Origin of the sequence: Caballeronia sp. NCF2 (assembly GCF_023631205.1) — a bacterium.
GTDB classification, from domain to species: Bacteria; Pseudomonadota; Gammaproteobacteria; order Burkholderiales; family Burkholderiaceae; genus Caballeronia; species Caballeronia zhejiangensis.
The window spans coordinates 198,084-217,425 of record NZ_JALQDN010000069.1; the positions used below are offsets into that span (position 1 = coordinate 198,084).

The 19,342-nt window shown below is 62.3% G+C and carries 18 protein-coding genes; 7 read left to right on the top strand and 11 right to left on the bottom strand.

Annotation, left to right across the window (positions count from 1 at the left end; translation table 11 throughout):
* Positions 1-338: 338 nt before the first annotated feature.
* The 6 genes from NCS02_RS28140 to NCS02_RS28165 form a co-directional block, all read right to left on the bottom strand.
* The gene (locus NCS02_RS28140) at positions 339-1,157 is read right to left on the bottom strand and encodes an ABC transporter permease (RefSeq protein ID WP_008346213.1); all 819 of its coding nucleotides are present in this window, start codon (positions 1,155-1,157) and stop codon (positions 339-341) included.
* Positions 1,158-1,171: 14 nt separating this feature from the next.
* Complete coding sequence (locus tag NCS02_RS28145) at positions 1,172-2,425, bottom strand: ABC transporter permease (protein WP_175980279.1); 1,254 nt, start codon at positions 2,423-2,425, stop codon at positions 1,172-1,174.
* Between the two features lie 26 nt (positions 2,426-2,451).
* The gene (locus NCS02_RS28150; RefSeq protein ID WP_250441637.1) at positions 2,452-3,498 is read right to left on the bottom strand and encodes an ABC transporter substrate-binding protein; all 1,047 of its coding nucleotides are present in this window, start codon (positions 3,496-3,498) and stop codon (positions 2,452-2,454) included.
* Between the two features lies 1 nt (position 3,499).
* Positions 3,500-4,681 (bottom strand): ABC transporter ATP-binding protein, encoded by a 1,182-nt coding sequence (locus tag NCS02_RS28155; RefSeq protein WP_250479372.1) that lies wholly within the window; start codon positions 4,679-4,681, stop codon positions 3,500-3,502.
* A 19-nt stretch (positions 4,682-4,700) separates the two neighbouring features.
* Positions 4,701-5,831 carry an aromatic ring-hydroxylating oxygenase subunit alpha gene (locus NCS02_RS28160; RefSeq protein ID WP_250507891.1) on the bottom strand — a complete coding sequence of 377 codons (1,131 nt, stop codon included), beginning with the start codon at positions 5,829-5,831 and terminating at the stop codon, positions 4,701-4,703.
* A 154-nt stretch (positions 5,832-5,985) separates the two neighbouring features.
* On the bottom strand, positions 5,986-6,912 hold the full coding sequence (locus NCS02_RS28165) for a LysR family transcriptional regulator (protein WP_008346221.1): 927 nt from the start codon (positions 6,910-6,912) through the stop codon (positions 5,986-5,988).
* 175 nt (positions 6,913-7,087) lie between these two features.
* On the opposite strand from NCS02_RS28165, the gene NCS02_RS28170 reads away from it, so the two are divergent.
* From NCS02_RS28170 to NCS02_RS28200, 7 genes are all read left to right on the top strand, one after another.
* Complete coding sequence (locus NCS02_RS28170; protein ID WP_250520222.1) at positions 7,088-8,428, top strand: flavin-containing monooxygenase; 1,341 nt, start codon at positions 7,088-7,090, stop codon at positions 8,426-8,428.
* 31 nt (positions 8,429-8,459) lie between these two features.
* Positions 8,460-8,903: a RidA family protein gene (locus NCS02_RS28175; protein WP_250507893.1), complete on the top strand. Its 444-nt coding sequence runs from the start codon at positions 8,460-8,462 to the stop codon at positions 8,901-8,903.
* Positions 8,900-9,577, top strand: coding sequence for a DUF1028 domain-containing protein (locus NCS02_RS28180; RefSeq protein ID WP_008346226.1), 678 nt, complete (start codon positions 8,900-8,902; stop codon positions 9,575-9,577). The genes NCS02_RS28175 and NCS02_RS28180 overlap by 4 nt, the downstream gene beginning before the upstream one ends.
* Positions 9,570-10,733 (top strand): acetylornithine deacetylase, encoded by a 1,164-nt coding sequence (gene argE / locus NCS02_RS28185; protein ID WP_008346228.1) that lies wholly within the window; start codon positions 9,570-9,572, stop codon positions 10,731-10,733. The genes NCS02_RS28180 and argE overlap by 8 nt, the downstream gene beginning before the upstream one ends.
* A gap of 77 nt (positions 10,734-10,810) precedes the next feature.
* Positions 10,811-12,232, top strand: a complete 1,422-nt coding sequence (locus tag NCS02_RS28190; protein WP_250520223.1) for a purine-cytosine permease family protein — start codon at positions 10,811-10,813, stop codon at positions 12,230-12,232.
* Between the two features lie 241 nt (positions 12,233-12,473).
* On the top strand, positions 12,474-13,805 hold the full coding sequence (locus tag NCS02_RS28195; RefSeq protein WP_250479376.1) for an epoxide hydrolase family protein: 1,332 nt from the start codon (positions 12,474-12,476) through the stop codon (positions 13,803-13,805).
* Between the two features lie 185 nt (positions 13,806-13,990).
* Positions 13,991-15,010 (top strand): alcohol dehydrogenase, encoded by a 1,020-nt coding sequence (locus NCS02_RS28200; protein WP_008346234.1) that lies wholly within the window; start codon positions 13,991-13,993, stop codon positions 15,008-15,010.
* Between the two features lie 39 nt (positions 15,011-15,049).
* Here the strand turns inward: NCS02_RS28200 and NCS02_RS28205 are convergent, their stop codons facing one another.
* The 5 genes from NCS02_RS28205 to NCS02_RS28225 all read right to left on the bottom strand — a co-directional run bounded on the left by NCS02_RS28205 (position 15,050) and on the right by NCS02_RS28225 (position 19,282).
* Positions 15,050-15,652, bottom strand: a complete 603-nt coding sequence (locus NCS02_RS28205) for a dimethylsulfoniopropionate lyase (protein WP_250520224.1) — start codon at positions 15,650-15,652, stop codon at positions 15,050-15,052.
* Between the two features lie 13 nt (positions 15,653-15,665).
* Positions 15,666-16,859 (bottom strand): M24 family metallopeptidase, encoded by a 1,194-nt coding sequence (locus NCS02_RS28210; RefSeq protein WP_250520225.1) that lies wholly within the window; start codon positions 16,857-16,859, stop codon positions 15,666-15,668.
* A gap of 12 nt (positions 16,860-16,871) precedes the next feature.
* Positions 16,872-18,002, bottom strand: a complete 1,131-nt coding sequence (locus tag NCS02_RS28215; protein ID WP_250520226.1) for an FAD-binding oxidoreductase — start codon at positions 18,000-18,002, stop codon at positions 16,872-16,874.
* 101 nt (positions 18,003-18,103) lie between these two features.
* The gene (locus tag NCS02_RS28220) at positions 18,104-18,652 is read right to left on the bottom strand and encodes a GNAT family N-acetyltransferase (RefSeq protein ID WP_250520227.1); all 549 of its coding nucleotides are present in this window, start codon (positions 18,650-18,652) and stop codon (positions 18,104-18,106) included.
* A 27-nt stretch (positions 18,653-18,679) separates the two neighbouring features.
* Positions 18,680-19,282 carry a helix-turn-helix domain-containing protein gene (locus tag NCS02_RS28225; protein WP_175980268.1) on the bottom strand — a complete coding sequence of 201 codons (603 nt, stop codon included), beginning with the start codon at positions 19,280-19,282 and terminating at the stop codon, positions 18,680-18,682.
* Between the last annotated feature and the right edge of the window lie 60 nt (positions 19,283-19,342).

Sequence of the window (19,342 nt, forward strand, 5' to 3'; positions counted from 1 at the left end):
TAGAGAAGCACGCGCGGACCCGATTGACCGGTCGGCCGCGAAGCGGGCCGGAGCTATTTGGTGCTGAACCCGTTTGTTATGTGGTGCGATGTGGCAGACCGTGCGCGAGCCAATCCCGGTTGGGCCTATGAGGGCACTCTTTAGGCGGCCCACGATGGACGAGAGAACTACCCAAATTGCGTGTGACCGCGGGCATCAGTAGCTGCTTTCTTTGCTTACTTTCTTTGCAGCAGCAAAGAAAGTGAGTGCCGCCCCGCACAGGGGCAGTGCCAATAGACCGACGCGAAAGCGGGATCCGGCGAAAGCGAAAGCACGGCGAACAAAGGGCGATTCAAACTTCAAACAAGAGCCCGACTAGCCCGCCCCCGCAACCAATTGATGCTGGCAAAGAGCAAAACAGCAAACACGATCAGCATCGTAGCAACAGCAAGAATGGAAGGATCGATGGAATCGCGAATACCGCTCCACATCTGCCGCGGCACGGTTCGCTGATCCGGCCCGCCGATAAAGAGAATGACGATAACTTCATCGAACGAAGTAGCAAACGCGAACACGCTGCCGGTAGCCACAGCCGGCGTAATGAGCGGCAAGGTCACGCGCCGGAAGGCGATCCACGGCGTCGCCCCGAGCCCCGACGCAGCACGCAAGAGACTTTGATCGAAGGACAACAACGACGCCGTCACGGTAATCACGACAAAGGGCGTGCCAAGCGCCGCATGCGCGAAGATCACACCGGGATAAGAGTTGACGAGCCCGAGCGGCGCAAAGATCAGATAGAAGCCGGCCGCGACAACGACAATCGGCACGATCATCGGCGAAATGATGATCGGCATGATGACCGAGCGCAGCGGAAACTGCGAACGCGAAAGGCCGAGCGCTGCAAGCGTGCCGAGACACGTCGCGATCAACGTCGACGCCGCACCAATGCCGATGCTGTTCAAAAGCGAGCGCTGCCAGTCGGGACTCGTGAGCGCCTGCTCATACCAGCGCAACGAAAACCCCTGCAACGGATAAGAAAAGTAGGATCCCGAATTGAACGACAAAGGGATGATCGCCAGAATCGGCGCGACGAGAAAGAACAGCACGAGCGCGGTATGCACGCGCACCCATCGGGAAGCGATGCGTTCGGTCAGCACCCTGTTGCGTGATTCCGTCATGGAAGAATGGCCCCTTAACCGAAGCGCAACCGGTCGATGCCGACGATGCGGTTGAACAGGAAATAGAAGATCGCGGTGAAGATCACGAGGTACGCCGAGAGCGCGCCCGCAAGCCCCCAATTGAGCTGCGTATTCGTCTGCAGCGCGATGAGCTGACTGATCATTTCATCGCCAGCGCCGCCGAGCAGCGCGGGCGTGATGTAGTAGCCGAGCGCGAGCACGAAAACGAGAAAGCATCCCGCGCCGACACCCGGCAACGTCTGCGGTATGTACACGCGCACGAACGCGGTGAACGGATGCGCGCCGAGCGATTGCGCCGCGCGCAGATAGACCGGCGACACGCCTTTCATCACCGAGAAGATCGCCAGAATCATGTACGGCAGCAACACATGCGTCATGCCGATCAACACGCCCGTGCGATTGAAGATGAGCGGCAGCGGATGCGTCGCGAGACCGAGTCCCATCAAGAGGCCATTGATGACACCGCCCGGCTGCAGCAACACATACCACGCAGTCGTGCGTACGAGCAGCGACGTCCAGAACGGCACGATCACGAAAAGCATTAGGCGGTTGCTGCTTTGCGTCGGCAGATTCGCGAGCAGCCATGCGACCGGATAACCGAGCACGAGGCACAGCAGCGTGACGGACGCGCTGATCGATATCGTGCGCAGAAACGCCTGTCGATACACCGACGAGTTATCCGCCACGAACGCGACGTTGCCTTGCGGCGTCACTTGCGCATCGACGGCGGCAAGCAGATAGTCCGGCGTCGGCGACGTGGCCGCGCGTTTCAACAGACGCCAGATCTCCGGCGAATTCCAACGTTCATCCATGTCGATCAAAACCGGCTTCCACGCGGGCGGCGTCTCCTCGCGCACGCTGCGCGCGGTCCGCATCAGCAAGCTGCGAAACTCGGGCTGCGCGAAGTTGAGCCTGCGCGCGACGGTGCCGAGTTGCCCGTTCTGTTGCGCATCCTTCAGGCCCGAGGCGAGCAGCGCGAACAGATGTTCATCGGGCACGCCGCGGCCGTCCCAGGCATCGAGAGCACGAGTGAGCGCCGGCATGCTGTCCGGCACCTCCTTGTTCTCGACACTGCGCGCAAGCAGCATCGCGATTGGCGCGATGAACGTCGACAGCAAAAACACGATCAGCGGCAAGGCAAGCAACAACGCCTGCACCGATGCGCGGCGGCGCGCTCTTTGATACGAGGCGCGGCCATCGGCTCTCGTCGGAGAACCGGCGGCGTGCGCGTGAATCGATGCAGGCATGTCGTTACTCTCATCAATGAACAGCGTTATTGCGTGAGCCAGACCTGGAAGCGCTTGTTGATCTGATCTGCGTTGTCGGCCCAAAAGTTCGCGTTGATCTGCACCGCGCGCTTGAAGTTATCCGGCGCGGTCGGCATGTCGGCGAGTCGCTGCTTGTCGACGAGCGCGACCGCATCCTTACGCGGCGGCGCATACGCGATGTACTTCGAGAGATCCGCCGATGCCTTCGGCTGCGCTTGCGACACGATGAACTTCGCCGCGGTATCGGCGTGCTTCGCGCCCGTCGGAATAGCCCACCACTCGAAGTCGTAGACTTGCGCGTCCCACACGGCCTTGAACGGCTTGTTGTCTTTCTTCGCGGCGTCGTCGATGCGGCCGTTGTAGGCCTGCACCATCACGACCGCGCCATCGGCGAGCAGTTGCGGCGCCTGCGCGCCCGACTCCCACCACACGATGTTCTTCTTGATCGTGTCGAGCTTCTTGAACGCGCGATCGACGCCGGCGGGCGTGCCGAGCACCTTGTAGACATCTTTCGGGTCGACGCCATCGGCGATCAGCGCCCATTCCATCGACACCTTCGGCGACTTGCGCAGGCCGCGCTTGCCGGGGTATTTCTGCAAATCGAAGAAGTCGTTGACAGTGGTCGGCGCGGTCTTCAGCTTGCTCGCGTCGTAGGCATAGACCGTGGACCACACCATGCTCGCAACCGCGCAATCGCTGATCGAGCCGGGGATGAAGTCGCTCGTCTTGCCGAGCATCTTCTTGTCGAACTTCTGCAGCAGGCCTTCATCGCATGCGGTGATCGCGTCGTTGGTTTCCAGATCGATGAGATCCCACGTCGTGTTCTTCGCCTGCTCCATCGCGGAGAGCTTGGCGAGGCCGCCGTCATACGATTCGGTCGAGAAGTTCACGCCCGTTGCCTGCGTGAACGGTTCGAACCAGGCTTTCTTGGCGGCGGCTTCGAACGCGCCGCCGAACGTCACGACGGAGAGTGTCTCCGCCGCCTGTGTCGAGATAGTTGCAAACGCAAATACTGCGAGTGCGGCGCATTGTGCTTTGATGTGATTGCGCATGTCAGTTGGCTCCTGCGGGTGCGGTCGGGATGAGAGAAGGTGAGGGCGGTGTGCTCGGGGCAATCGCGGGCGCGTTTTTTGGCGCCATCATCGCGAGAATCTTGCAGTCGTCGTGACGCCACGCGATATCGATCGTGCTGCCTGCGCAGGGCAATGCGTGACGCTGGGTATTGGGCACTTTGACGACGATGGAATCGCGCGAGCCGAGCTTCAGATGCACGCGATGATGATCGCCGCAGTACACGAGCTCCTCGACGCGTGCGCGCACGACGTTGCTGTGCTCGTCCGCGTGCGCGTCTTCCGTGCCGGGAATGTGCGCGCGTTCGGGGCGCAGCGCGAGCATCGCTTCATCGCCGGCGCGCAGGCCGTGCTCGCAACGTCCGCGAATGACGCTGCCGTCCGATAACGCCAGCGTCGCCCATTCGCCGTTCGCACTGGCGACGCGCCCCGTGAGCCCGTTGTTCTCGCCGACGAAGTTCGCAACGAACGCGTTCTGCGCGTTCTCGTAAAGCTCGCTCGGCGTCGCGGCCTGCTGGATGCGGCCATCGGAAAAGACGGCGACCCGGTCCGACATCGTCAGCGCTTCGGCCTGATCGTGCGTCACGTAGACGATCGTCAGCGAAAGCTCGCGGTGCAGCCGCATGATTTCGTATTGCATCGTTTCGCGCAGGCGCTTGTCGAGTGCGCCGAGCGGCTCGTCCATCAGCACGACGCTCGGTTCGAACACGAGCGCGCGTGCGAGCGCGACGCGCTGCTGCTGCCCGCCGGAAAGCTGTGAGGGTCGCCGGCTCGCGAGATGGGGCAACTCGATCATCTCCAGCGCGCGCTTCACGCGCGTCTTCTGCTCGGCGCGGCTCACGCGTCGCACGGAAAGCGGAAAGGCGACGTTCTCCGCAATCGTCAGATGCGGAAAGAGCGCGTAGTTCTGAAAGACCATGCCGATGTCGCGCTGATGCGGCGGCTTGTCGTCGAGACGCCTGCCATCGAGACGAATCTCGCCTTGCGTCGGCGTTTCGAAGCCCGCGAGCATCATCAGCGTCGTCGTTTTACCCGAGCCGGACGGACCGAGCAGCGAAAGAAATTCTCCCTTGCGCACGTCGAGGTTCAAATCCTCCACGACGTAATGCGCGCCGTCATACGATTTGCTCACGCCGGAGAAGGAGATGAAGGAAGGGGCTGACATCGTGTTCGTGTCCTGTCTTTCAGTGCTGTGCGAGCTTCGTCGCGATATAGCGCGCAAAGTCGAAATTGGGCCGTTCAAGGTGGCTCAGATTTCCGGGCTTCGCGAGCGGCGCATGCACGCCGCGAAACACCGCTTCCACGCCGCGCCTGTCTTCCGCGTTCACTTCGTCGAGCAGCTTCTTCAATGTCGACATATGCGCGTTCGCTTCCGCGTCGGCGATGAATTCAGGCGCGAGACCGCCGCCGAAGCGGATATGCACTTGCCCGACGCCGCGCGGCTGCAACACGAGATACCAGAAATAGCCGGGCGTAAGCGTGACGAGATGCGTCGGATAGATCGCGAGCAGTGCGGTCGTCTTGCGCCAATGACCCGTTAAACGCGTGTTATCCGGATGAGCATTGCCAATGGGCAAGCTCGCTTCCTTCGTGATCCAGTGATAGTTGAACGCGGGATAACCCGGTGGACATTCCATCTCTTCGAGCTTCGAATGCGGCCCTACGGTCGCGCGATGCAGCATTGGCAAGTGATAACTTTCCATGAAGTTTTCGGCGAGGATCTTCCAGTTGGTATCCCACACATGCTCTTCATAGAAAGTTTCGATGTAGTCCGTCATGCCATACGCGCCGATCAATTCGCTCAGTTCGGCTAGCTGCGTTGCGACGGGCGGCGCGCTTTCATCGAGCGTCACATAGATCCAGCCTTGCCATTCCTCGCAGCGCACGGCGGGCAGCCTATAACTTTCCTTGCAGAAGCCTTCTTGCCGGTCCATGAGCGGCGCGCCCTTCAATTCGCCGTCGAGTCCATAACTCCACGCGTGATACGGGCACACGATGCGCCGCTTGTTGCCGCGCCCTTCGAGCAGCACCGACATGCGATGCAGGCACACATTCGACATCGCCTTGAGCTGCATCTGCTCGTCGCGCAATACGACGATCGGCTGCGCGCCGATCTGCGCCGTCAGGTAATCGCCGGGTTCCTTCAACGCGCTCGCGCGGCCGACGCATTGCCATTCATGCGCGAAGATCTCGCGCTCCTCGAGTGACAGGAAGTCGGGCGATGTATAGACGCCAGGCGGCATGGCGTGCGCATCGCTGAATGGTCGTTCGCAATTCGACCGTAACTGGTCGATGAGCGTGTCCACTGCGATCATGAAGCCCTCCTTGTCTCAACTCGTGAGAGCGCGCTGGCGCGGGCTTTGACCGCATTGCGCTCGACATGGACATCAATCTATCAAGCCAAATTGCCAGCCAAAATATTGTTTTCGGATACAAAGCAAAGCTTTTATCTATGCAGCGCCGATAACTTCACGTATCGATATGCAGTCGCCTAATATAGTTCTCGCAGAACGACGAGAAGCGATGCACCACTTGCCGCGGACGCATCGTGCGAGATTGCGCGATGCCTAACGTAGTCGCGTTGACGTTGTCCTTGAAGCGCTTAATCACGAAGTCCTCGCCATCCACCGTGCGATTCGACTTCAGCGGAAAGTTGAGGATGCTATAGCCGAGGCCGTTCGCCACCATGCCGCGCACGACTTCCGGTTGCGATGACCGGAACGCGGGCACGGGACGGCTGCCGACCGCATCGAAGAGCGCGGCGAAATACTCGCGGCTATGCGGCAGATCGAGCATCACGTAAGGCTCCGATTGCAAATCGGCGAGCGATACCTTGCGCGCTCGCGCAAGCCGATGCGTCTTCGGCAAGATCGCATAAGGCGGCAACGAAAGCAGCGGCGTGAACGCGATGTCCTCGGTCAAGTCCAGACTATAGGTGAGGGCGATATCGAGCGAACCGTCATGCAGGCCGCGCAACAAGCCGTCCTGATGCGCTTCGACCGTGCGAAACGAAATGCCCGCGTGCCCCGCCGTGAAGCGGCTGATGAGTCCCGGCATCAACGGCGGTGCGAGCGACACGAGACAGCCGAGCGCGATGGAGCCGGTCATGCCGCCATCCATTTCTTTCGCGGCCATTTGCAGTTCTTCCGCGATCTTCAGCAGATTGCGCGCTTGCCCGAGCAGATCGCGGCCGGCCTGCGTGAGCGACAGACCGCTCGCATGATGGCGAATGAATAGCTGCACGCCGAACGATGCTTCGAGATCGGCGAGGGCGGTCGATATCGACGGCTGCGAAATATGCAGTTTTTTCGCGGCGGCGGTGAAGGACAAGGCTTCGGCAGCGACCACGAAGTAGCGCAATTGCCGCAGCGAATAGCGCAAGGGATGGCTTTCCATCGATGACATTCCGGAAATGGAGCTTCGATGAGCCGCATTGTGAAGTGCTCAAAATTCATTGCATAGCCAAATCCGATGCCGTGCATTTTTTAAATATATTTTTCGGATTCGATCGGGACGCGTAGATTTTCACGAAGACATCACGGATACAACGGCCTTTCAGAAGGACATAGCCATGACAGTGGAAACAACGTCTATCGACACGCTCGTGGTCGGCGCGGGCCAGGCAGGCGTCGCGATGAGCGAACACCTGAGCAAGCTCGGCGTGCCGCATCTCGTGCTGGAACGCGATCGCATCGCCGAACGCTGGCGCACGGGCAGGTGGGATTCGCTCGTCGCCAATGGTCCCGCATGGCACGATCGTTTCCCTAATCTCGAGTTCGCGGATTTCGACCCCGATGGTTTCGCATCGAAAGATCAGGTCGCGGAATACTTCGTCGAGTACGCGAAGAAATTCGATGCGCCCATTCGCACCGGCGTCGAAGTGAAGAAGGTCGTGCGCAATGCGGGGCGGCCGGGCTTTACCGTCGATACATCCGACGGAACCATCGAAGCGAATCGCGTGGTCGTCGCGACGGGTCCGTTTCAGCGCCCCGTGATTCCGCCGATCGCGCCGTCGTCCGCAAAGCTCACGCAGATCCATTCCGCCGACTATCGCAATCCGCAGCAACTGCCCGAAGGCGGCGTGCTCGTCGTGGGCGCGGGATCGTCGGGCGTGCAGATCGCCGATGAATTGCGGCGCGCGGGCCGGCGCGTGTATCTGTCGGTCGGCGCGCACGATCGTCCGCCGCGCGGATATCGCGGACGCGATTTCTGCTGGTGGCTCGGCGTGCTCGGCGAATGGGACGCGGAAGTGATGAAGCCGGGCCGCGAGCATGTGACCATTGCCGTGAGCGGCGCGCGCGGCGGCCATACGGTGGACTTCAGGCGCCTCGCGCATCAGGGCATCACGCTCGTCGGTCTGACGAAATCGTTCGACGATACGCGCGTGAGCTTCGAAGCCGATCTCGCGGATAACATCCGTCGCGGCGACGAGAACTATTTGTCATTGCTCGATGCCGCCGATGCCTATGCGCAACGCAACGGCCTCGATCTGCCCGAGGAGCCCGAAGCGCGCCATATTCCCGCCGACCCGGAATGCATGACGCATCCGCTTCTCGAACTCGATCTCGCGCAAGCGGGTGTTACGTCGATCATCTGGGCGACCGGTTATGCCGTCGATTTCAACTGGCTGCAAGTCGATGCATTCGATGACAAAGGCAAGCCGAAACATCAACGTGGCGTCGCCAAAGAACCGGGCATCTATTTTCTCGGCTTGCCGTGGCTTTCGCGGCGCGGCTCCGCGTTCATCTGGGGCGTGTGGCACGACGCGAAACATATCGCCGATCACATCGTCACGCAGCGCAAATACCTCGCTTATTACGACGCGCCGCAACGTGCTGTCGAGACGAAGCGCGAAGAAGGCGTGGCCGATGCATCGCGCGTCCACAAGGTCAGCGAGATGGGCGTCAACTGATCAGAAACTATCCGGAATCAAGGTGCATTCGATGAGCCAACCTACGCATACCCGTATCCGCATGTTCAACACGAAGGATACGTACCCGAATCAGACCCTCGATAACGACCTCTGCCAGGCCGTTCGCGCGGGCAATACCGTTTATGTGCGCGGTCAGATCGGCACGGACTTCGACGGCAATCTCGTCGGTCTCGGCGATCCGCGCGCGCAGGCCGAGCAGGCGATGAAGAACGTGAAGCAGTTGCTCGAAGAAGCGGGCAGCGATCTCTCGCATATCGTCAAGACGACGACTTATCTCACCGATGTGCGCTTTCGCGAGCCGGTGTATCGCGAAGTCGGCAAATGGCTGAAGGGCGTGTTTCCGATTTCGACGGGCCTTACCGTCGTCGCGCTCGGACAACCCGAATGGCTGATGGAGATCGACGTGATCGCCGTCATCCCCGATGGATGGACGCGGCCTCAGGAGCGCGCATGACATTCTCGATCGTCGGACGATGTGAAGAGACCGGGCAGCTCGGCATCGCGATCAGTTCGTCGAGCATCGCGGTGGGCGCGCGCTGTCCGTGGGTGCGCGCGGGCGTGGGCGTCGTCGCGACGCAGAACGTCACGCTGCCCGCGCTCGGTCCGCAAATTCTCGATTACATCGAAAGCGCCAAGCTCGATGCGAACGCCGCACTCGAACGCGCGTTGAGTGCGAACGAATGGAGCGAGTATCGGCAGGTGACGGTCGTCGATGCGCAAGGCCACACCGCGTTCTTCAGCGGCAAGCAAGCGCTCGGCACGTATCACGCGGTCGCGGGCAGGCAATGCGTCGCGGCGGGCAACATGCTCGCGGGCGTGCATGTCATCGAAGCGATGATTCCCGCATTCGAGAACGCATCGGGCCAGCTTGCGGATCGTCTGCTTGCCGCGATGCATGCGGCGATCGCGGCGGGCGGCGAAGCGGGGCCGGTGCATTCGGCTGCGCTGAAGATCGCGGGCGAGCAAAGCTGGCCGCTCGTCGATCTGCGCGTCGACTGGGCCGATGACGATCCCATCGGCAAGCTCGATGACCTGTGGCATGCGTACGAGCCGCAGATGCAGGACTACGTGACGCGCGCATTGAACCCGACCGCTGCGCCGAGCTACGGAGTGCCGGGCGATGAGTGACACGACGAGCCGCGATCTGCTCGACAAGCTGATTAGTTTCGCGACCGTCAGCCGCGATTCGAATCTGGCGCTGATCGAGTTCGTTCGCGATTACCTCGCGCAGTTCGACATCGAAAGCGAGCTGTTCTACAACGCGGAGCGCACGAAGGCGAATCTGTTCGCGACGATCGGACCGCGCGATCGCGGCGGCATCGTGCTCTCGGGGCATACGGATGTCGTGCCGGTCGATGGCCAGCCGTGGACCGTCGATCCATTCCGTCTCACGGAAAAAGATGGACGGCTCTATGGCCGCGGCACAGCCGACATGAAGGGCTTTCTCGCGTCGGTGCTGGCCGCCGTGCCGATGTTGATCGAGCGCGAACTGAGATTGCCCGTGCATCTGGCGTTTTCATACGACGAGGAAGTCGGATGCCTCGGCGTGCGGCCGATGCTCGCGCAACTGGAGAAGCGCGCGCACAAGCCCGTTCTGTGTCTGATCGGCGAGCCGACATCGTTGAAGCCGGTGCTCGGTCACAAGGGCAAGCTCGCGATGCGTTGTCAGGTGAAAGGCGCGCCTTGTCATTCCGCCTATGCGCCGTATGGCGTGAACGCGATTCAATATGCAGCGCGCCTCATCAATCGGCTTGAAGAAATCGGCGAACGGCTGGCGCAGCCCGAGCATCACGACGAGCGCTTCGATCCGCCGTATTCGACCGTGCAGACGGGCGTCATCAAGGGCGGTCGTGCGCTCAACATCGTGCCGGCCGAATGCGAATTCGACTTCGAAGTGCGCGCGCTTCCCGGCTTCGAAGCGAGCACGGTCGCCAAGGATTTGCAGGCGTACGCACAAGCCGAACTGCTGCCGAAGATGCGCGCCATTGAACCCGAGACGGACGTTCGCCTCGAAGCGCTATCCGCGTATCCCGGACTCGCGACATCGCCCGAAAGCGAAGCGGCGCGTCTCGTCGCGCTCTTGAGCGGATCGTCGGAATTCGGCACGGTGGCGTTCGGCACGGAAGGCGGACTCTTCGATCAGGCAGGCATTCCGACTGTCGTATGCGGTCCCGGCAGCATGGATCAGGGACACAAGCCCGATGAGTACGTAACCCTCGAACAACTCCACGATTGCGACGCGATGCTGATACGCCTCGCCGATCATCTTTCGACCACAGCCTGATTTCTCATACGCCGCAGGCGATACGGGCGCGATGCGCGTCAGGGCATCGCTTTGCCGCGCACAAACTGGAGACGACTTTGACTAGTGCATCACGCAACGCTTCTCCGTTGATCGAGAAGCACACCATCGGCTATGTGCCGCCCGAGGATCGTCACGGCAAAGTGCGCGACCTGTTCACGCTATGGTTCGGCGGCAATATCGCGCCCTTGCCGATCGTGACGGGCGCGCTCGGCGTGCAGATCTTTCATCTGAACCTGCTGTGGGGCATCGTTGCGATCGTCGTCGGACAGGCGGTCGGCGGCGTGCTGATGGCGTTGCATTCCGCGCAAGGGCCGCAAATGGGCATTCCGCAGATGATCCAGAGCCGCGCGCAGTTCGGATCGTGGGGCGCGTTGCTCGTGACCGTCATCGCGGGCGTGATGTACGTGGGCTTCTTCGCATCGAACATCGTGCTCGCGGGGAAGTCGCTGCATGGCATCAAGACGTCGGTGTCGGTGCCCGTGGGCATCGTGATCGGCGCGCTGGGATCGGGACTGATCGGCATCATCGGATACAAGTTCATTCATATCCTGAACCGCATCGGGACGTGGGTCCTCGGCATCGGCATTTGCGTGGGCTTCGGCTACATCCTCACGCATGTCTCGACGGACGATTTCCTCACGCGCGGCGGCTTCAACTTCGCCGGCTGGCTCGCGACCGTATCGCTTTCCGCGCTGTGGCAGATCGCGTTCGCGCCTTACGTGTCCGACTATTCGCGCTATTTGCCGGCGACCGTGCGCGTCTCGTCGACGTTCTGGGCGACGTATCTCGGCTGCACGATCGGCTCGACGCTCGCCTTCGTGTTCGGCGCGGTCGCGGTGCTCGCGGTGCCGCCCGGCGCCGACGCGATGGATGCCGTGAAGCTCGCCACCGGACCGCTCGGCCTGCCGATGCTCGTGTTGTTCCTGTTGAGCGTCATCAGCCACAACGCGTTGAACCTGTATGGCGCGGTGCTCGCGGTGATCACGTCATTGCAGACGTTCGCGTATCGCTGGATTCCGACGGCGAAAGCGCGCGCCGTGTTGTCGGTCGCGATTCTCGTCGCGTGCTGCTATGGCGCGATCGGCGCATCGACGAACTTCGTCGCGAATCTCGTCGATCTCGTGCTTGCGCTGCTCGTCGTGCTGGTGCCGTGGACCGCGATCAATCTCATCGACTTCTATGTGATCCACAAAGGCAAGTACGACATCCAGTCGATCTTTCAGGTAGACGGCGGCATCTATGGACGATTCAATCCGCAGGCGTTGATCGCTTATGCGATCGGTATCGTCGTGCAGATTCCGTTCATGAACACGCCGATGTATGCGGGCGCGGTGCCCAAGTATCTCGACGGCGCGGATCTGTCGTGGATCGTTGGATTGCTGCTGACGTCGCCGGTTTATTACTGGCTTGCATCGCGCGATACGAGTTATCGGCGCAGACAGAACGGTGCGCGTGTGGCGTCGAACGTGGCGCGGTGATTCATAAGCGATGTCGGGCGGGACTCTTTCCCGCCCGACAATTCTGTTGTAACCCCGGCTGCATTTACGTCGAGTGTGTACCTTCACATAATCGCGTCACCTGCTGCGAAAACCCTTCGCGGCGCATCGAGGCGGTGACGATCCCAGGCTTGCCGAACGGCGGCCTGCAAGTGCGGTTCAGTGATTCTGATTCGTTGCGGCACACATCGCTCCTCCTCGCACACGCATTCAGGAGCTTGTCATGTCGAACGATCTTCCTCTCCGGACGGCTTCGCGCCGTCATTTCATCGGCGTCGCGGCGGCGAGCATCGCGGCGAGCGCATTGAGCCGCGTCGCATTCGCCGATTCGATCCAGAGCACGGCGGACATCGTGCAAGTGAAGAGCGGCGACAAGACCGCGATTCGCCCGCTTCGCGTCCACGCAACGGATGCGCAACTCGCCGATCTGAAGCGGCGCGTGCAGTCGACGCGCTGGCCCGAACGCGAAACCGTCGCCGATGCCTCGCAAGGCGTGCAACTCGCGACGATGCAGCAACTCGCGCGCCATTGGTCGACCGCTTACGACTGGCGCAAGGTCGAAGCGCGGATCAACGCGGTGCCGAACTTCGTCACCGAGATCGACGGACTCGACATCCACTTCATCCACGTTCGCTCGAAACATGCGAACGCGTTGCCGATGATCGTCACGCACGGCTGGCCCGGCTCGATCATCGAGCAACTGAAGATCATCGATCCGCTGACGAATCCGACCGCGCATGGCGGCAATGCATCGGATGCGTTCGATGTCGTGATTCCGTCGCTGCCCGGCTACGGATTTTCCGGCAAGCCGGCGACGACCGGCTGGGACCCGCAGCGCATCGCGCGCGCATGGATCGCGCTGATGCAGCGGCTCGGCTACACGCGCTATGTCGCGCAGGGCGGCGACTGGGGCAACGCGGTGACCGAGCAGATGGCGCTTATCGCGCCGCCGGAACTGATCGGCATGCACACGAACATGCCGGCGACGGTGCCGGACGATATCGCCAACGCGCTGAAGTACGGCAATCCCGCGCCCGCGGGTTTGGCCGGCGATGAAAAGCACGCGTTCGATCAACTCGATTACTTCTACAAACACGGCCTCGGCTACGCGCAGGAAATGGCGAATCGGCCGCAGACGCTGTATGGCATCGAGGATTCGCCGATCGGTCTCGCGGCATGGATGATCGATCACGACGCGGCGAGCCAGGCGCTTATCGCGCGTGTGTTCGACGGACAGGCGGAGGGTCTCACGCGCGACGACATCCTCGACAACATCACGCTTTATTGGCTGACGAACACGGGCGTTTCATCGGCGCGGCTGTACTGGGAAAACAAGCTCAACTTCTTCGCGCCGAAGCATGTTGCGATTCCGGTGGCGGTGAGCGTTTTTCCGGACGAGATCTATGCCGCGCCGCAAAGCTGGACGGAGAAGGCGTATCCGAAGCTGATTCACTACAACCGTCTGGCGAAAGGCGGGCATTTCGCGGCATGGGAGCAGCCGCAAGCCTTCACGGATGAAGTTCGCGCGAGCTTCCGTCCGCTGCGTTCGGCGTAAAGGCGGCGCATCGCGGTCAGCGCGCGCATGGACGCGCGGCCGATGCATCTGGCGGAACCCTGTCACAATCGCAATCTCCGACGTTTCTCGACGATGCGCTCGGGAGTGCGATTGACCGGGCCGTCTCATCCGATTGCGGCGCGCGAGGTGCGCCGCGCGTGTTTCTCCATGACAAGGAGCAAGCGATGCCAACGATGCAGGCAGTGCAGGTAACGAAAGCGAATGGTCCGCTGGAAGTCGTCGAGCGCGATGTGCCGGAACCGCCCGCCGGACACGTGCTCATCAAGGTGCAGGCGTGCGGGATCTGCCACAGCGATTCGCTGACCGTCGAAGGACTCTGGCCGGGTCTGCAGTTTCCGCGCGTGCCGGGACACGAGATCGCAGGCGTGATCGAGAAGCTCGGCGCGGACGTCGAAGGATGGGAAAAGGGTCAGCGCGTCGGCGTGGGCTGGCACGGCGGGCATTGCGGCCATTGCGAGCATTGCCGGCACGGCGACTTCGTGCTTTGCCAGCGCGCGCTGGTGCCGGGCATCAGCTATGACGGCGGCTACGCGGAATACATGGTGGCGCCGCAGGAAGCGCTCGCGCGTATGCCCGACGATCTCTCCGACGTCGATGCCGCGCCGCTTCTTTGCGCGGGCATCACCACGTTCAATGCGCTGCGCAACAGCGGCGCGCGAGCGGGCGATGTGGTCGCGGTGCTCGGCATCGGCGGGCTCGGTCATCTGGGCGTGCAGTTCGCGCGCAAGATGGGCTTCCAGACGGTGGCCATCGCGCGCGGACAGGACAAGGCGCCGCTCGCGAAGCAACTCGGCGCGCATCATTACATCGACAGCGAATCGCAGAACGTGGCCGACGCGCTCAAGGCGCTCGGCGGCGCGCGCGTGATACTCGCGACGGCGACGAGCGGCAAGGCGATGAGCGCGACCATCGGCGGGCTGGGGCTGAACGGCAAGCTCATCATGGTCGGGATATCGGAAGAGCCGGTCGAGGTGCCGATCACGCAGTTCATCATGGGGCGCAACTCGGTGCAGGGCTGGCCGTCGGGCACGGCGGCGGACTCGCAGGAAACGCTCGCGTTCAGCGCGCTGTCGGGCGTGAAGCCGATGATCGAGGAATATCCGCTGTCGCGCGCGGGCGAGGCGTATGAACGGATGATGAGCGGCAAGGCGCGGTTCAGGGTTGTGTTGACGCCGGGGAAGTGAGGTGAGCGAAGCCCCGCTGGGCGGGGCTTCGAAAGCCGCCTAATCCCCCTCCCTCGTCAACAGACACCAGATCGCAAAAAACGGCACATCACCCGACCGCATCGCGTGCGGATTATTCCGCACGTTATGAATCCCGCCGCCGATGCCCGGATCGCGCCATTCTCCGCCGTTCTGCCGAAACTCACCCGGCGTGAACAGCACATAAGCTTCCTCGGGCGGATGACTGTGATCCGGATAACGCGTATGCGGCAGCATCAGCGAAAAGCCCAATTGCACGTCATAACGGCTCTCCGCGCCGCCGGGACCGCTGATCATGCCGTGCACGTGTGCATCGATATAGCCGTCGCTACCGTTCACGCCCGATGATCGGCGCGACCAGCCGAGATCGGGTTCGAGCGCCTTGATCGCGCGCGCGGCGGTGCCGAAGCCGGTGTCATCGTCGATGAAAGGCGCGAGCGTCGCGTCGAGCCATTCGCATGCGGGATAGCGCGTGCGATGCCGCGCGCCATCGTCGGATGGCGTCTGCAATCGCTCGAACACGCGCGCCGCGACGCGACGTCCCGCTTCCGGCAGCTTCTCCGATTGAAACAGCTTCTCCGCGATGGCGATGTAAGCCGCCACGTTCTGCGCACGACGATTCATGAAGCGCTCTCCGTCACAACCAGTCGGTCTCGAAGCTGCATGCCGTGAGCGGCACGCAGCCGTGCTCCGTAAGCACCACTTGTTCCTCCAGTTTCACGCCCTGACATCCGCCTTCCGCGCCGATATAGCTTTCGATGCACAGCGTCATCCCCGTTTCGAAGACGCCGTCATAGCCCGCGCTGTCCCAATCGACCTGATACGCGATGGCCGGCGCTTCATCGACCATGCCGATGCCATGCGCGATGCAGCTATACCGGTTCTTCACGTACGGCGCGGGAATCTTCCACGCCTTCTCGGAGAGCTCGCGATAGGTCATGCCCGGACGCAGCAGGTCCATGTTGAAATGCACCTGAGAATAAGCCAGTTCGTACAGCTTGCGTTGCTCGTCGGATGGACGCGTGTCGCCCACCGTCCAGGTGCGCGAAATGTCGGAGCAGTAGCCGTGCGGGCCGACCATGTCGGTATCGAAGGCAAGCAGTTCGCCGTTTTGCAGCACGCGCGACGAACATTCGCGCATCCACGGATTGGTGCGCTCGCCGGACGCGAGCAGTCGCGTCTCGATCCATTCGCCGCCGTGACGGATGTTCTCGAAGTGAAGATGCGCCCATAGCTCCTGCTCGGTCATGCCGGGCCGAAGCTCGCGACGCATCCGTTCGATACCGGCCTCGCACGCGCGCAGCGATTCGCCGATCAGCACGAGTTCGCCCGCCGACTTGATCGCGCGGGCGTCTTCCATCATCGCCTGACCGTCGAGCAAGGTAAGGCCGCGATTGACGAGCAGCGCCGAGCCGATCGGATCGAGCCGGTCGACCGCGAGCCGGCTGTCGCCGCGCGCGTGCGCGCGAAACACATCGACGATTTCGTTCGCCCACACTTCGGCGCGGCTTTCCGCTTCGTGGCCCGCGCTGAAATAAATCCAGCTCACCGCGCCGCGCATTTCGACGTTCAACTCGATGCCGTCCCAAACGTGCTCGCAGCTATGAAACTCCCACGCGACGATGCGGCCATCCGCGAACACCATGATGTAGCGCGACGGATTGCGCGCGGTCCATATCTGCATGTTGGACGTGTCCGTCGCATAGCGGATATTGACGGGGTCGTACAGCAGGATCGCGGGACATTCGTGTCGCTTCAATTGCGCAAGCACGCGCGCGAGCCGATAGGTTCTGACATCGCGCATCGTCCGCACCGGGTCTTCGACCGCCATGTGCGCGTCTCCTCACAGTTCGAGTACGAGGTCCGAAGTCGGACGGCTGCAGCACAACAGGCGAAACCCCTTCTGGACTTCCCTTTCGCGAATGCCGCCGTTGTGATTCATGTCGACGGTGCCTTCGAGCACCTTGGTCTTGCACGTCCCGCACATGCCCTGACTGCACGATGACGCCACCGCGACGCCCGCCTTCTTCGCCGCCGACAGCACCGTTTGCGATGCGTTCATCGTGAACGATTTCGACGAGCGCGACAGCTTCACGGTGAAGGTTTCCTGCGCAACGCCGGCTTCGTTCGGCGAAGGCGCGGGCGCGACGCCCGCACCGATATCGAAGCTTTCCTGGTGATAGCGCGCCGGATCGTGACCGCCTTCGCGAAGCAACGTCCGCACCGCGCTCATGTAGCCGGCCGGGCCGCACGTGAAGACCTCGCGCTCCAGATAGTCGGGCGCCCATTGCGACAGCAATTGCAGGCTGAGACGGCCGATCGGACCTTGCCACTGCGTCTCGTCGCCGATGCCTTCGCACACGAAGAACACGCGCAGGCGCGGCGAGAGCTTCGCGAATCGCGCGAGTTCATCGCGGAACACGATATCCGCAGGCGTACGCGCGCTGTGGATGAACACGATGTCGCGATCCAGCCCAAGGTCGATGCTCGCGCGCGTCATCGACATGAGCGGCGTGACGCCCGATCCCGCCGACAGAAACAGCGATTTCGTCGCGGGCGCGACGCTCGGCGTGAAAGCGCCGGAAGGACCGTATGCACGCAGTTCGCTGCCGGGCTTCATGTTGTCGTGCAGCCAGTTGGACATCGTTCCGCCCGGCACGCGCTTCACCGTGATCGAGAGCAAAAACGGGCGCGTCGGTGCGGAGGAGATCGTGTAGCAACGCTCGACCGATTGCCCTTGCACCTTCGCCGACACCGTCATGAACTGGCCCGGTTCGAACCGCACGGGCAGGCCGTCGGCGGTGCGGAATTCGAAGCTCTTGATATCGTGCGTTTCGTCGACGACGCGGCAGCACGTCAGCGTCTGTTGCTCGCCGCTCGGCCATAGCTTGCCGCCATGTTCCCAGGTGGCGGCATCGGCGAGGCGATCGTCGAGATCGACCGCGGGAGCAAAAATTCTGTCGACGGAATCCATGGCGCGAAAAAGAGTGCGTTGGCGATGAGCGAAGTATTGGATCGCCCATAAACACCGTCAACGCGCTTTATTTTCCGCGTTCCATTACTTGATGTTATGCGTCAGCCGTCGACCGGCGCGACGGGCGTTTCGAGCTTGAGCTGATAGAACGCCGCATCCAGCCAGCGGCCGAATTTAAACCCGGCTTCGGTGATCGTTCCCGAATGCGTGAAGCCGAGCCGCGTATGCAGGCGGATGCTGCCCGCATTCGTCGCATCGACGCAGCCGACGAGCACATGCACTTGCGCTTCGCGCGCGCGCCGGATCAGTTCGCGCAGCAGCCGCTCGCCGAGCCCGAGGCCACGGCAATCGCGATGCACATAGACGCTGTGCTCCACGGTGTACTTGTAGGCGGGAAACGCGCGGAACGTGCCCCAGCTCGCAAAGCCCATGAGCTTGCCCGACGCATCGACGGCGCCGACAACCGGAAACCCGCCCGCGCGTTTCGCGGCGAACCACATCGACATGGCTTCGGCTGGGCGCGGCACGTAGTCGTACAGCGCGGTAGAGTTGACGATGGCTTCGTTCAGTATCTCGAGGATGGCCGGCGCGTGTTCGGCCTCGTTGCAATCGATGAGGCGCACGTCGTCGTCCGGATCGGTGGTGTTCATTCGATATCCGTTCAGGCTGAAGATGAATCAGGTCGCGGACGCGTCGCCGATGGCGAGAATGTAGCGCGCCGCTTTCGAAGCCGGGTTGCTGAAGATGAGCGGGCGGTCGAGGCGCATCGCGAGGCAGTCGCCTTGCTGAAGCGCGTGAAGCTCGTCGCCGATCACGATGTCGATGCGTCCGCTCATCACCCAGACTTGCTGGTGCATGTTCGATTCGCGTCCGCCGGTTTCATACGCGACGCGCGCGCCCGGCGGAAAGTCCACTTCGACGAGCTGAAACGGCGACGGCCAGCCCGCAGGCGATAGATTGCGGCGCGTATAGCCGGATTCGGGATCGCGCCATTTCAATTGCTGGCGGCGCCGCGCGAGCGGTTGCGCGGGCGCGCCTTCCGCTTCCCCGCCGAAAAGGCTCGCGAGCGATACGCCCAGGCCCGCCGCGAGCTTGTCGAGCACGACGGCGGTCGGGCTGGCCGCGCCGCGCTCGATCATCGAGATCATCGAGCGGCTCACGCCGCAGCGCGCCGCGAGCGCGTCCAGCGTGTAGCCGCGCGCGGCACGCAACTCGCGCACGCGATCCGCGATGCGCTGGTTGATGTCGGCTTCAGCGGAAGGCTTGACGGTATCTAGCATAGTGGACGGAGTGTCCAATAAACTAGACGTCGATGTCAAGCGAAAGCGGGCTTCGCTGCA

Coding starts and splice junctions, on each gene's coding strand:
- NCS02_RS28140 (WP_008346213.1), bottom strand. CDS start 1,157: ATGACGGAATCACGCAACAGGGTGCTGACCGAACGCATCGCTTCCCGA.
- NCS02_RS28145 (WP_175980279.1), bottom strand. CDS start 2,425: ATGCCTGCATCGATTCACGCGCACGCCGCCGGTTCTCCGACGAGAGCC.
- NCS02_RS28150 (WP_250441637.1), bottom strand. CDS start 3,498: ATGCGCAATCACATCAAAGCACAATGCGCCGCACTCGCAGTATTTGCG.
- NCS02_RS28155 (WP_250479372.1), bottom strand. CDS start 4,681: ATGTCAGCCCCTTCCTTCATCTCCTTCTCCGGCGTGAGCAAATCGTAT.
- NCS02_RS28160 (WP_250507891.1), bottom strand. CDS start 5,831: ATGATCGCAGTGGACACGCTCATCGACCAGTTACGGTCGAATTGCGAA.
- NCS02_RS28165 (WP_008346221.1), bottom strand. CDS start 6,912: ATGGAAAGCCATCCCTTGCGCTATTCGCTGCGGCAATTGCGCTACTTC.
- NCS02_RS28170 (WP_250520222.1), top strand. CDS start 7,088: ATGACAGTGGAAACAACGTCTATCGACACGCTCGTGGTCGGCGCGGGC.
- NCS02_RS28175 (WP_250507893.1), top strand. CDS start 8,460: ATGAGCCAACCTACGCATACCCGTATCCGCATGTTCAACACGAAGGAT.
- NCS02_RS28180 (WP_008346226.1), top strand. CDS start 8,900: ATGACATTCTCGATCGTCGGACGATGTGAAGAGACCGGGCAGCTCGGC.
- argE (WP_008346228.1), top strand. CDS start 9,570: ATGAGTGACACGACGAGCCGCGATCTGCTCGACAAGCTGATTAGTTTC.
- NCS02_RS28195 (WP_250479376.1), top strand. CDS start 12,474: ATGTCGAACGATCTTCCTCTCCGGACGGCTTCGCGCCGTCATTTCATC.
- NCS02_RS28200 (WP_008346234.1), top strand. CDS start 13,991: ATGCCAACGATGCAGGCAGTGCAGGTAACGAAAGCGAATGGTCCGCTG.
- NCS02_RS28205 (WP_250520224.1), bottom strand. CDS start 15,652: ATGAATCGTCGTGCGCAGAACGTGGCGGCTTACATCGCCATCGCGGAG.
- NCS02_RS28210 (WP_250520225.1), bottom strand. CDS start 16,859: ATGGCGGTCGAAGACCCGGTGCGGACGATGCGCGATGTCAGAACCTAT.
- NCS02_RS28215 (WP_250520226.1), bottom strand. CDS start 18,002: ATGGATTCCGTCGACAGAATTTTTGCTCCCGCGGTCGATCTCGACGAT.
- NCS02_RS28220 (WP_250520227.1), bottom strand. CDS start 18,652: ATGAACACCACCGATCCGGACGACGACGTGCGCCTCATCGATTGCAAC.
- NCS02_RS28225 (WP_175980268.1), bottom strand. CDS start 19,282: ATGCTAGATACCGTCAAGCCTTCCGCTGAAGCCGACATCAACCAGCGC.